Source organism: Pseudomonas sp. B21-010 (assembly GCF_024749325.1).
Lineage (GTDB): Bacteria > Pseudomonadota > Gammaproteobacteria > Pseudomonadales > Pseudomonadaceae > Aquipseudomonas > Aquipseudomonas kilonensis.
Window position 1 is genome coordinate 2,752,737 of record NZ_CP087198.1, and the last position, 13,971, is coordinate 2,766,707.

At 66.2% G+C, this 13,971-nt stretch carries 1 protein-coding gene; it reads right to left on the reverse strand.

Translation table 11 applies throughout. The features are described from left to right. Window positions 1-8: 8 nt before the first annotated feature. Window positions 9-13,943, reverse strand: coding sequence for a non-ribosomal peptide synthase/polyketide synthase (locus LOY50_RS12160; RefSeq protein WP_258690963.1), 13,935 nt, complete (start codon window positions 13,941-13,943; stop codon window positions 9-11). Window positions 13,944-13,971 lie beyond the last annotated feature (28 nt).

Sequence of the window (13,971 nt, forward strand, 5' to 3'; positions counted from 1 at the left end):
GCCGGGGCTCACTTCTTCGGCCCCAGGCGTTTGAGCAAGGTGTCGAGGGTCGCCTGGTTCATGCCTTTGGCCAGCGGGAAGTCCGCAGGCATCAGCGAACCGGCCTGCGGGTCGAGGCAGTGTTCGACCAGCGCCTGCAAACGTTCCAGCAGGCGAGCGGGCAAACGGCTGTCGGCATTCGGCGTGACGCTGTGCCATTCGACACGCAACACGCCGTCCTCCAGCCAGGCGACCACTTCACGGGCGTGGGTCACTCGGTTCACCGGGGCCACGTCCGGCGGCGGGGTCAGGCTGCTGGCGCGCAACCAGCCCGCTGGCGTTTGCTCATGCCCCAGGTAGTTGAACAGCACATCACCGTGGCTGGCCGGCAACTCGCCGCGCTGGCGCAGCAAGCCGTAGCCGAGGCCCAGGCCAGGTACGTCACGCAAGGCTTGCTTGGCGTTGCGCACCTGATCGCCCGCGGCGCCGCTGGCATTCACTCGCAGTGGGTAAAGGGTGGTGAACCAGCCGACGGTGCGGCCGACGTCCAGCCCGGCAAACGGTGCGTCACGCCCGTGGCGCTCCAGGTCCACGACGATGTCGCTGCGCTGTTCGACCTCGGCCAGGGTCGCGGCGAGGGCGGCGATCAGCAGTTCTTCCGGTTGGGTGCGGTAAGCCGCATGGGATTCGGTCAGCCATTGGTGCGTGCGGCTGGCATCCCAGCGAGCCGACAGGGTCTGGCGTTCGGCGACCGTGGCCATGGGCGGCTGGTTTGCGCCGATCTGGGCACTCCAGTAGCGATGCTCGGCAGCGACCTTGGCGGCATGGGCTTGCAGGTGCTCGCTCCATTGACGATACGAGGTGGTTTTCGCCGGCAACGTCGGGCTCTCGCCACGCTCCAGTGCCGGGTACAACTGCTGGAAGTCTTCCAGCAGCGGCGTCCAGGACAGCGCATCGACCACCAGGTGATGGGCCACCAGGTACAGGCGTTGCGGGGTATCTTCCAGCAGCGCCGCGGCAAACAGTGGACCGTGTTGCAGGTCCAGGCCCTGGGCGACTTGCAGCAGTTGTTCCGGGTGCTCGCAGCAGGTCAACTGGGCCGCAGCCAGCGGCGCGATGTGCGCCTGCCATTGGCCGTCGACGTCGGTGAAACGCAGGCGCAGGGCGTCGTGGTGGGCGACCAGTCGATCCAGCGTGGCTTGCACGATGGCCGGCTCCAGGCGCCGATCGCTGTCGGCCAGTACCGATTGGTTCCAATGCGCGACCTGGACCTGTTGCTGGTCGAAGAACCACTGGTGCAATGGCATCAGCGGCATCGGCCCGGTCACGTCACCTTGTTCGGCCTGGGTCAGCAGCGCCGTGGTCACATGGGCCAGGGCCGCCGGGGTCGGCGAACGGAACAAGTCCCGTGGGGTGAGCGAATAGCCCTGTTCACGCAAGCGCGAGATCAGTTTCAGGCCAAGGATCGAGTCACCGCCCAAGGCGAAGAAACTGTCCGAGGTGCCGACTTCACGGCCGCCGGTCAAGGTGTCGCCGAGCAGTTCGCCGAACAACTGGCAGAGCAGGCGTTCCAGGTCGGTGCGCGGTGCCGCGTAGTCTTTCTGGGTGTTTGGCAAAGGCAGGGCGGCCAGGGCCTTGCGGTCGATCTTGCCGTTGGTGCTCAGGGGCAGGGCCGGGATTTGCACCCATACCGCCGGCACCATGTAGGCCGGCAGCTCGGCCGCGAGCTGGGTGTCGAGGTCCGGTTGCGCAGTGCTACTGCTGTAGAACGCCACCAGGCGGTTGTCGATGACCAGGGTACAGGCACCCGTGATGGCCGGCAGGTTCAGCAGGGCTGCGTCGATTTCCCCCAGCTCGATGCGCTGGCCGCGCAGTTTCACCTGATGGTCGAGACGTCCCAGGTATTCGATGTTGCCATCGGCCAGGAAGCGGCAGCGGTCGCCGGTGCGGTATAGGCGATCACCGGCCACGAACGGGCTGGCGAGGAAGCGTTCCTCGCTCAGGGCCGGACGTTTCAGGTAACCCCGGGCCACACCGACGCCGCCGATGTACAGCTCGCCGATGCTGCCAATCGGCAACGGTTGCAGGGCCTCGTCGAGGATGTACAAGCGCAGGTTGGCGATGGGCTTGCCGATCGGCACGATCACATCGTCCGCCGAGCAACGCCAGACCGAGACGTCGATGGCCGCTTCGGTCGGGCCGTACAAGTTGACCAGCGCTGCCGGGTGTTGACCCATGAAGCGCCGCACCAGGTCCACCGGCAAGGCTTCGCCACTGGCGAACACTTGGCGCAGGCTCTGGCAGTCGACCAGGCTCGGCTCTTCGACAAAGGCCCGCAGCATCGACGGTACGAAGTGCAACGTCGTGACCCGTTCCTGCTGGATCAACTGGCTGAGGTAGGCCGGGTCGCGATGACCGTCGGGACGGGCAACCACCAGGGTCGCGCCAGTGATCAGCGGCCAGAAGAACTCCCACACCGACACGTCGAAGCTGTACGGGGTTTTCTGCAAGACGCGGTCGTTCGGGCCAATCGGGAAGGCGTCCTGCATCCAATGCAGGCGGTTCATCAAGGCGCCGTGTTCGTTCATCACGCCTTTGGGTTGGCCGGTGGAACCGGAGGTGTAGAGCACGTAGGCCAGGTCGTGGGCTTCGACGCTGATCGGCTCGAAGGCGGGTGCCTGGGGCAGAGCGTCAAGAGTCCAAGCCTGATGCTCAACGGGCAGGCGCGACAGCCATTGCCCTTGGGTCAAGGTGACCCGGGCGTCGGCGTCTTCGATCAGGAACGCCAGGCGCGCGGCAGGCAACTCCGGATCCAGCGGCAGCCACGCGGCGCCGGCATGGACGATGCCGAGCAAGGCCACGACCATCTCCACCGAGCGCTCCATGCACACCGGCACGATGCTGTCGGTGCCCACGCCGGCGGCACGCAGGGCGCGGGCAACGGTTTGTGCCCGTTGGTCCAGCTCGGCATAAGTCAGGCGCTGGCCTTCGAACACCAGTGCCGGGGCGTTGGGGCTCAGGGCGGCTTGTTGGCTCAGGGCGGTGTGCAGGTTGGTTGGGCCGCTGTAGTGGCGGTCGGTGGCGTTCCAGCGGTCCAGTTGCTGCTGATCCTGCTGTTGCGGGAACAGTTCGACCAGAGTGCGTCCAGGGCTTGCCACCAGGGCGTCAAGCAGCGCGCACCACTGCGCGCTCCAGCGGTGCATCGTCGCTTCGTCGTACAAGGCCGATTGGTATTCCAGCGCCAGCGTCATGTCGCTGCCGTCGTCCTGGATTTCCCAGCTCTGTTCAAACTTGGCGTCGATCACCGGCAGCATCTGTTCTTCGACGTTCAGCCCAGGCCATTGGCTGCTGTCCACCCGGCCATAGTTGAGGGAGAACAGCACCTGGAACAACGGCGTACGGTTCAAGTCGCGGTTTTGCGCGACGGCGCCGACCAGGGTGGCGAAGGGCAGGTCAGCATGGGCTTGGGCTGCACGCAGGTCGGCCTCGAGGCTGGCCAGCAGTTGCTCGGCCGGGGCCCGTTGGTCGACGTCGCTGCGGATCACCAGGGTGTTGACCAGGCAGGCCAGCAATGTCTGGGTTTGTGCGTGGTCACGCTGGTCCGCCGGGGTGCCGAGGCGAATCTCCCGCTGGCCGCTGTAGCGGGCCAGCAGCGCGCTCAGGGCCGTGGCCAGCACCACATAAGTGGTGGTGCCGCGCTGACGGGCGAACTGCCGGATGGCTTCGGCGCGCTGGGTGCCGAGGCGCACGTTCAGTTGCCGGGCGCGACGATCGGCTTCGGCGCCGCGTGGATGGTCGAGGGGCAGGTCGAGCTGGTAGTCGTCCTGGCCCAGGTGGTTTTTCCAGTAGTCCAGGCTGTCACCGCGCCGGGCCTGGGTGTCCGGGTGCTGTTGCCACAGGGCGAAATCGACGTAATCGATTTCCAGCGGAGCCCAGGCAGGCGACTGCCCGTTCAGGCCGGCGGCGTAGGCCTGGGTCAGTTCGTCGATGAGTAACTGCATGGCCCAGCCGTCGGTGGCGCTGTGATGCAGGCACACCAGCAACCGGTGTTCGTCACTGCCCTGGCGTTGCAGCAGGTGCGCACGCCAAGGCGCGGCGGCGGCCAGGTCGAACGGTGTCATCAGCTCGTCCTGGGCATTGGCGCAGGTCGCGGCCCAGTCCTGGGTTGCAACGCCAGTGACCGCGAGCGCCGGCCCGTGGTCGTCGATCAGCAATTGCGGCTCGCCGTCGACTTCGACGATACGGCTGCGCAGCACCAGGTGGCGCTGGCTGACCTGCGCAAAGGCCTCGCGCAAGACCTCGACCTGCAGCTCGCCGCGCAAGGTCAGGGCGAATGGCATGTGGTACTCGCGGGACTCCGGCACCAGGCGGCTGAGCATCCAGAACCGGCGTTGAGCCAGGCCCAGGGGCAATTGCGCCGGGCGCGGTTGTGCGCTGATCGACTCACCGGGCATGGCCGCGCGCAGATGCTCGGCCAAGGCCGCTACCGTCGGTTGGGCGAACACCAGCGGCAAGGGCAGGGAAACCCCGAGGCGCTCACGGACTCGGCTGACCAGGCGGGTAGCCAGCAAGGAATGGCCGCCGAGTTGGAAAAAGTTGTCCTTGATGCCAACTTGCGAACCACCCAGCACTTCGCTGAACAGTTCGCAGAGCACGGATTCAGTGACCGTGCGCGGCGCGGTGCGCGGCTGGTCGTTCTGGTTTTGCGGCAGCGACGTGGCGGCCAATGCCTTGCGGTCGAGCTTGCCGTTGCTGTTGAGCGGCAGGTTATCGAGCTGGACCAAGAGGCTTGGCTGCATGTGTGCGGGCAGGCTGTCGTTCAAGTAGGCCCGAAGGGTCGCCTCATCGGCGTCACCGCACCAGAAACTCACCAGGCGCTGATCCAGCAACAAGGTGGCGGCATCGCGAACACCGGCCTGGGCCAGCAACGCAGCATCGATTTCCCCCAGCTCGATGCGCTGGCCGCGCAACTTCACCTGATGGTCGAGACGTCCCATGTATTCGATGTTGCCATCGGCCAGGAAGCGGCAGCGGTCGCCGGTACGATACAGGCGCTCACCGGCCACGAACGGGCTGGCGAGGAAACGTTCCTCGCTCAGGTCCGGACGTTTCAGATAACCCCGGGCCACACCGACGCCGCCGATGTACAGCTCGCCGATGCTGCCAATCGGCAACGGCTGCAGGGCTTCGTCGAGGATGTACAAGCGCAGGTTGGCGATGGGCTTGCCGATCGGCACGATCACATCGTCCGCCGAGCAACGCCAGACCGAGACGTCGATGGCCGCTTCGGTCGGGCCGTACAAGTTGACCAGCGCTGCCGGGTGTTGACCCATGAAGCGCCGCACCAGGTCCACCGGCAAGGCTTCGCCACTGGCGAACACTTGGCGCAGGCTCTGGCAGTCGACCAGGCTCGGCTCTTCGACAAAGGCCCGCAGCATCGACGGTACGAAGTGCAACGTCGTGACCCGTTCCTGCTGGATCAACTGGCTGAGGTAGGCCGGGTCGCGATGACCGTCCGGACGAGCGACCACCAGGGTCGCGCCGGTGATCAGCGGCCAGAAGAACTCCCACACCGACACGTCGAAGCTGTACGGGGTCTTTTGCAGCACACGGTCGTTCGGGCCAATCGGGAAGGCGTCCTGCATCCAATGCAGACGGTTCATCAAGGCGCCGTGTTCGTTCATCACGCCTTTGGGTTGGCCGGTGGAACCGGAGGTGTAGAGCACGTAGGCCAGGTCGTGGGCCTCAACACTGATCGGCTCGAAGGCTTCAGCGTTTGGCAATGCCTCCAGCGTCCAGGCGTCATGCCCGGCTGGCAGGCGCGATAGCCATTGTGCTTGGGTCAAGGTGACCCGGGCGTCGGCGTCTTCGATCAGGAACGCCAGGCGCGCGGCAGGCAACTCCGGATCCAGCGGCAGCCACGCGGCGCCGGCATGGACGATGCCGAGCAAGGCCACGACCATCTCCACCGAACGCTCCATGCACACCGGCACGATGCTGTCGGTGCCAATACCGGCGGCGCGCAGGGCGCGGGCAACGGCTTGTGCTCGTTGGTCCAGCTCGGCATAAGTCAGGCGCTGGCCTTCGAACACCAGCGCCGAGGCGTTGGGGCTCAGGGCGGCTTGTTGGCTCAGGGCGGTGTGCAGGTTGGTTGGGCCGCTGTAGTGGCGGTCGGTGGCGTTCCACTCGATCAACTGGCGATGACGCTCTACCGCCGGCAACGGTGTCCAATCCCTGAGGCGGGTTTGTGGCGCTTCGAGCATGGCCTCCAGCAGTTGTTGCCACTGTTCCAGCCAACGCCGGGCGGTGGTTTCGCTGAACAGCGCGGCGCGGTATTCCAGCAACACCGACAGCACCTCGCCGTCATGCACTTCCCAGTTCAGGTCGTACTTGGTGGCCTGGGCGGTCACGGCGCGTTCGCTGACCTGCAACTGCGGCCATGGCTGGCTCGACGAATCGGCGTTCTGCATGGCGAACAGCACTTGGAACAACGGCGTCTGGCCGAGGCTGCGCGAAGGTTTCAAATGCTCGACGACCTGGTCGAAGGGCACGTCCTGATGCTGCTGGGCATCCAGCACACGGTTGCGCACCTGGCCCAGCAAACCTTCGAAATCCAGCGCCGGATCAAGGTCGGCACGCATGACCACGGTGTTGACGAAGCAGCCGATCAGCGGCTGCAGCTCAGCGAATGGACGCTGGGCCACCGGGCTGCCAACGCGCACATCACGCTGGTTGGCGTAGCGCCCCAACAGCAACTGCGCAGCGCCGAGCATGAGCATGTACAGCGTGGCACCACGCTGTTGGGCGAACTGTCGCAGGCGTTCCACCAGGGCGGGCGGCAATTGCAGTTGCACCGCGCCGGCCGCCGGGGCGAGCTGGTTTGGCCGGCCCTGTGCGGTTGGCAGGTCCAGCAGGTAGTCGCCGTCCTCCAGTTGGTTGCGCCAGTATTCCAGTTGGCTGCTGAACGCGGTCTGTTGAGCGGGTTCGCGCTGCCAGAGGGCGTAATCGGGGTATTGCAGCGCCAGCCCTGGCAGTGCCGCCGGGGTGCCCTGGCACTGGGCGGTGTAGAGCTGTCGCAGTTCATCCAGCAGGTTCTGGCTGGAGGCGTCGTCGGTGGCGCAGTGGTGCACGCTGAGCAACAGCAGCGACTGTGCAGCGCCGCTGCGTTGCAGCAGCATGGCACGGACCGGCACTTCGGCGGCGAGGTCGAAGCGGCGGCCGGTTTCTGCGTGGATCGCCGCGTCGGTCAGTTGTTGCCATTGCTCGTCGCTGGTCGCTTGCAGTGCCGTTACCTGCACACTGATATCGACCTGCGGTTCGATCACCAGCGCCAACTCGCCGTCGCTATCGCGCACGATGCGGCTGCGCAGGATCTCGTGGCGTTGGACCACGCTGTTCAGGGCCGTGCGTAGGGCCTGGACGTTGAGTTCGCCGTCCAGTTGCACGGCGCTGACCACGTTGTACTCGCCGCCGCCGGTGCTCAGTTGTTCAAGGAACCACAAGCGTTGCTGTTCGAACGACAGCGGTAGGCGCGGCGGACGCGCTGCCGGGACAAAGGTCGCCGCCGGGGCGTGCAGGGGATCGCCCAGCAGCGCGGCCAAGGCGTCGAGGGTCGGGTGTTCGAACACCGCCCGCAACGGCGGCACGCTGGCGAACTGTTGGCGCAGGCGGGCAAACAGCGTCGCCGCCAGCAGCGAGTGGCCGCCGAGGTAGAAGAAATGGCTGTCTCGGCCGATCTGCGACGACGGCATCTTCAGCAGTTCGGCCCACAAGGCCGCCAGTTGCTGTTCGGCGGCGCTGCGGGGCGGATCGAGGGCGTCTGGCGCGGCTTGGATGTCCGGGGCCGGTAAGGCCTTGCGGTTGAGTTTGCCGTTGTCGGTCAGCGGCAGTTCATCGAGCAGCACGAATGCCGAGGGCACCATGTAGTCGGGCAGGCCGGCGCCAATGGTTTTGCGCCAGGCGTGGATGTCGGCTTGCTGGTCGCACGTCACGTAGGCGACCAGGCGCTTGTCGCCGGGCACGTCTTCCCGGGCCAGTACCACGGCCTGGCGCACACCCGGTTGGGCGCCGATCAAGGTTTCTATTTCCCCCAGTTCGACACGGAAACCACGGATCTTCACTTGATGATCCATGCGTCCCAGGTATTCGAGCTGGCCGTCGGGCAACCAGCGCACCAGGTCGCCGGACTTGTACATCCGTGCCCCGGCCACCGCTGAGAACGGGTCTTCGATGAACACCTTCGCGGTCTGTTCGGCGCGGTTGAGGTAACCCAGGGTCACGCCGGCACCGCCGATGTGCAGTTCCCCCGGGACGCCCACCGGCATCGGGTTGAGGAAGGCGTCGAGCACGTAGGTGCGCACGTTGGCGATAGGCCGGCCGATGATCGGCCGCAGCGGGAAGTCATCCACCGCGCAACCGGTGGCATCCACCGTGCATTCGGTCGGGCCGTAGGTGTTGAAGAAGCGGCTGCCGGCAATCGACGGCAGGCGTTGCCACAGCTGTGCGTCCACCGCATCGCCACCGAACAGCACGAAGCGCGGCAGGTACACCTCGCCACGCCGAACGCCGTCGCTTTCAAGCAGAGCCTTGAGCTGTGCCGGGGTGCATTCGAAGGCGTCCAGGCGGGTGTCGCGGAAGAAACCGGCCAGGGCCTCGGGGTCGTAGCGCACGTCTTCCGGGGTCAGGTACAGGCTGTGGCCGTCGAGCAACAGGATCAGCTCGGCCACCGAACTGTCGAAGGCGAACGAGTAGTTGAAGCTGGTGCGCATCGGCTGGTCGGTGTAGCGGCGATACAAGCCATGGATACGCGCCCAGGCCAGGTTGACCACCGAACCGTTGGTCACCAGGGTGCCCTTGGGCTTACCGGTCGAACCGGAGGTGTACATGATGTAGGCCAGGTCTTGCGGCCCGGCGAGCGGAGCCGGGTTGCTGTCCGGCTGGTTGGCGAACAGGGCCGCGTCGCTGTCCAGGCGCAAGCGCGGCAGTTCGGCGCCCAGTTGTTCCAACAGGCCTTGCTGGCCGAGGAACAGTGCCGGTCGGGCGTCCTCGAGCATGTACGCCAGGCGATCCACCGGGTAGGTCGGGTCCAGCGGCACATAGGCGCCACCGGACTTGAGGATGCCCAGCAGGCCGACCAGCAGTTCCAGCGAACGCTCGACACACAGCGCCACCGGGCTGTTGGCGCCGACGCCGCGGCTGCGCAGGTAATGCGCGACCTGGTTGGCGCGTCGGTTGAGTTCGCCGTAGCTCAGGCTGCGGCCTTCGAAGCACAGGGCGTCACGTTCCGGGGTGCGTTCGGCCTGTTGTTCGAACAACTGGGCGAAGGTCAGGTGCGTCGGCACCGCCATCTCGGTGCGGTTCCACTCGACCACGGTGCGTTGCCATTCCGCTTCCATCAGCAGCGGCAAGGCCGCGACCGGACGCTGTGGCTCGGCGAGCATGTGTTCGAGCAGGTGTTCCAGGCGTGCCAGGGTCTGGCGGGCGCTGTCGGCGACGAACAGGTCGAGGGCGAACATCAGCTCCAGCTGGATCGGCGCATTGGCCGGGCACAGCACGTGCAGGTCCAGGTCGCATTCGGAGTGCCGCAGCGGCGTGTCCAGGGCTTCGAATGCCAGCCCGGGGAAGCGCAACCGCGACTCCATGGCCAGTTGCTGGGCGACCATCACCTGGTACAGCGGCGCATGGCTGAGGCTGCGTGGCAGTTGCAGGCTGTCCACCAGTTGCTCGAAGGGCAGGTCCTGGTGCAGCAGGCCACTGCGCAGACGTTCGGCCACCTGTTTGACCAGGGCGGTGAAGCCGGCTTGCGGCTCGAAGTCCGCACGGATCGCCAGGTTGTTCAACAAAATGCCCAGCAGGCCTTCGGTGCCAGGCTGTTCACGGTGGGTGACCGGGGTGCCGACCAGCACCGTGGCATCGCCGCTCAAACGGTGCATCAGCACGGCGAAGCCGGCGAACAGGACGGTGAACGGCGTGGTGCCGAGGCGACTGGCAAAGGCCTGTACCCGAGCGCTGAGGTCGGCGCTGAGTTCACGCTGCACGATGCCGGCGCGGTAGCTTTGCACCGACGGCCGTGGATGATCGGTGGGCAAGGCCAGCAGCGGACTGGCATCGCTGTCGTGCCGGTCCAGGGTGGTGGTCCAGTAGTCGAGTTGGCGCTTGAGTTCGGCGCCTTGCAGGTGTTCGCGCTGCCAGAGGGCGAAGTCGGCGTATTGCAGCGCCAGGGCCGGCAGTTCGGCGGGAGCGCCGTTGCAACGGGCTTCATAACCCAGGGCCAGCTCGCGCAGGGCGATGGTGGCCGACCAGGCGTCCGAGACCAGGTGATGCAGGGCGATGCCGAGCACATGTTCGCCCGGCGCCAGGCGCAGCAAGCGCGCACGCAGCAGCGGTGGGCAGGTCAGGTCGAACGGCTGCTCGAAGGTGTCTTGCAGGGCATTGAACTGCGCGCCGGCGCGAGCGGTGGCGGTCAGCCCCGACAAGTCTTCGAAGGGCAGCGCGATGTCCAGCGCTGGGCTGATGCGCTGGCACGGCACGCCGTCGGTGCTGTGGATGCCGGTGCGCAGGATTTCGTGGCGTACCAGCAGGTCGTTCAGGCTGGCGTGCAACGCCTCGACATTGAGTTCACCCTTGAGGTGCAGGGCGAACGGGATGTTGAACAGGGTGGTGCCCGGCGTCAGTTGCTCGATGAACCACAGGCGTTGTTGCGAGAACGACAGCGGCAGCAACGTCGGGCGTGGCTGGGCCTTGGGCACGCTGATCGCGCTGGCTTGCGGTGCGGCGGCCTGGGCCTGGCGTGCGGCGATGGCCACGGCCAGCAAGGCCACGGTCGGCTGTTCGAACAGCACCCGCAACGGCAGGTCGAGCTTGAATTGAGTGCGCAGGCGGGCAACGATCTGGGTCGCCAGCAGCGAGTGTCCGCCGAGGGTGAAAAAGTTGTCTTCCACGCCCACCGTGTCGCGCCCCAGGACCTCGGCCCAGATGGATGCCACGGCGGTTTCCAGCGCGTTGCGCGGGGCGATGCTTTGCTGGGTGTCGGCCTGCCAGTCCAGCTCCCGGGCGGCCAGGGTCTTGCGATCGACCTTGCCGTTATTGTTCAGGGGCAGTTTGTCCAGGCAGACGAAGGCCGCCGGCACCATGTACGGCGGCAGTTGCGTGCGCAGGTGTTCGCTCAGGCCGTCGCTGCCCTGGGTCTCGTCATGGGCCGACCAGTACGCCACCAGCCAGGCTTCGCCGACGGTGTTTTCCCGCAGCAGGACGGCGGCTTCGCGTACGTTGGGGTGCTGGGCGAGACGGTGTTCGATTTCCGTCAGTTCGATCCGGTGCCCGCGCAGTTTTACCTGCTGGTCGCGGCGGCCGAGGTATTCGATCACCCCGTCTGCACGCCAGCGTCCCAGGTCACCGGTGCGGTACAGGCGACCTTCAAATTGAGGGTGGTCGATAAACGCGTCTGCGGTGCGCTGCGGGTCGTGCAGATAACCGCGGCCAACGCCGACGCCGCCGACACAGATTTCCCCGGCCACGCCCACCGGCACCGGACGCAGGGCTTCGTCCAGCACATACAGGCGGTTGTTGGCCGTCGGTTGGCCGATGGGCATGTGGCTGACCTCGGCCCCCGGTGCTGTGAAGATCGGCTGGAAGGCCACGTCGTCGGCGCATTCGGCCGGCCCGTAGGCGTTCATCAGGGCGATGTCGGGGAACCGTGCGAACCAGTCGCGGGCCACGGTCGGCGGCAGGGCTTCGCCGGTAGGCAACACCCAGCGCAGGTCCGGCAGTTGCAAGTCGCACGGGCACAGCGCGAGCAAGGTGCGCATCAGGCTCGGGACGATTTCCAGCACGTTCAGGCGCTCGCTGGCGAGCACTTGCAACAGGCGTTGCGGGTCGTGGGCGACTTCATCCGGAAGAATGTGCACCGTGGCACCGAGCACCGGCGCGGCGAGGAACTGCCACACCGAAATGTCGAACGCCACCGAGGCGGTCTGGGGAATCCGGTCGGTGGCGCTGAGCCCCAGGGCCGGTACTTTGCCGAAGATGTTGTTGAGCATGCCGCGCTGTTCGATCATCACGCCCTTCGGCGTGCCGGTCGAACCCGAGGTGAACAGCACGTAGGCCAGGCTGTCGGGGTTTGCGAGCACCGGCAGTGGCGCGTCGTTGCCGGACGTCCAGCAGGCTTCGGCGAACAGCGCCTCGGGTGCCTGGTCGAGGCCGCTGAGCAGTTGATCGAGCAGGCCGCTGCAGGCTTCGCTGGCAACCAGGAGCGGGGCGCGGGACAGCCCGAGGATTTCCCGCAGGCGCTCGGGCGGGTGATTGACTTCAAGGGGCAGCATCGCCGCACCGGCCTTGAACACGGCCAGCATCATGGTCAACAGCGCCAGGCCACGGGGGGCCACCAGCGCAACCAGTTGGTCTTCAGCGGCGCCGGCCTCGCGCAGGGCGTGGGCCAGGCGTGTGGAGCGCAGGTCCAGCTCGGCGTAGGTCAGCGACTCCCCGTCGCAGGTCGCGGCGACCTGATCACTGCGCTGGGCGACCTGGGCGGCAAACAGCTCGGCGTAGCTTTGCTCCAGCGGAAAATCGTGGGGGTTGAGCGCCCACTCACCCAGCAACTGCTGGCGTTCTTCGGCGGCCAGCAGCTCAAAGCTGGCCAACGGCGCCTCGGGTGCGGCGAGCATGCTGCGCACCAGGCTGGCGATGTGGCCCAGCAGGCGTTGCACGGTGGCGGCTTCGAAACGTTCGCGGTCATAGGACACGCGGATGCCCAGCTGTTCACCCGGCAGGATCACCACGGTCAAGCCGTAGTGGGTGTGCACGCTGTGGTCCATGCCTTCGAGGCTGAACTGGAAGCCGCCTTCGAGAATCTGTTCGTCGATGGGCGCGTTTTCGAACACCAGGATGCTGTCGAACAGGGTTTCGCCCCGGGGGAAATCGCTCCAACCCTGGATGTCGGTCAAGGGCGTGTGTTCGAAGTCGCGCATGTCGACGTTGAGCTTTTGCAGGTCGCCCAGCCAACTGCCGAGCGCGGCGTTCGGGTCCACCGAAACCCGCAGCGGCAAGGTGTTGATGAACAGGCCGATCATTTCCGCAACGCCGGTCAGGTCGGCCGGACGCCCAGCCACGGTGACGCCGAAGACCACGTCCTGCTGCCCGCTGTAACGTGACAGCAGCAGCGACCAGACGCCCTGGAAGAACGTGTTCGGGGTGATCCGGCGACTGCGGCAGAACGCCGCCAGTGCCTGGGTTTGCTGTTCGTCGAGGTGGATCAGTTGGTCGTCCACCAGCACCGCATCGGTGTAGCGGTCGCGGGTCACGCCGTTGTCCACGGTCAGTGGCGTGGGGGCATTGAGACCTTGCAGCTGGCCGCGCCAGAACTGTTCGGCCTTGCCCGCATCCTGGCGTTGCAGCCACTGGATGTAATCGCGAAACGGCCGCGGGCTTTTCAGCTCTGGCGTGCGGTCGTTGCACAGTGCTTCGTAGACTTTGAGGAAGTCCACGGTCACCAGGGAAATGCACCAGGCGTCCATCAGGATGTGGTGGAAGCTGCGAATGAACTCGTAGGACTCATCGCCCAGGCGCACCAACCGGAAGCGAATCAGCGGAGGCTTGGACAGGTTGAAGCCGACTTTCTGCTCGTCTTCCAGCAGCGTACGGATCCGCGCTTCCTGCTCATGGGGGGCGAGCCCGCGCAGGTCGAGGGTATCCAGCGGTACCTTGACCTGGCGATGGATCACCTGCACCGGTTGCTTCTGGCTTTTCCACTGGAAACTGGCGCGCAGGGAAGGGTGCAGCGCCACCACCTGGCGCCACGATTCGAGGAACGCCCCTTCATCGATGGCCCCGCCGATGCGGTAGCGATCCTGCATCAGGTACACACCGGAGTCTTCGTGCAGCAGGGAGTGGAACAGCATCCCTTGTTGCAGCGGCGACAGCGGGTAAATGTCTTCGATCGGGTTGCCGGTGGTTTTTTCGGTGGTCATTGAAAGCGTCCTGCGTAAAAAGGGGCAA

Bases quoted from the DNA above. Each gene is read 5' to 3' on its own strand.
- LOY50_RS12160 (WP_258690963.1), bottom strand. From the start codon at position 13,943: ATGACCACCGAAAAAACCACCGGCAACCCGATCGAAGACATTTACCCG.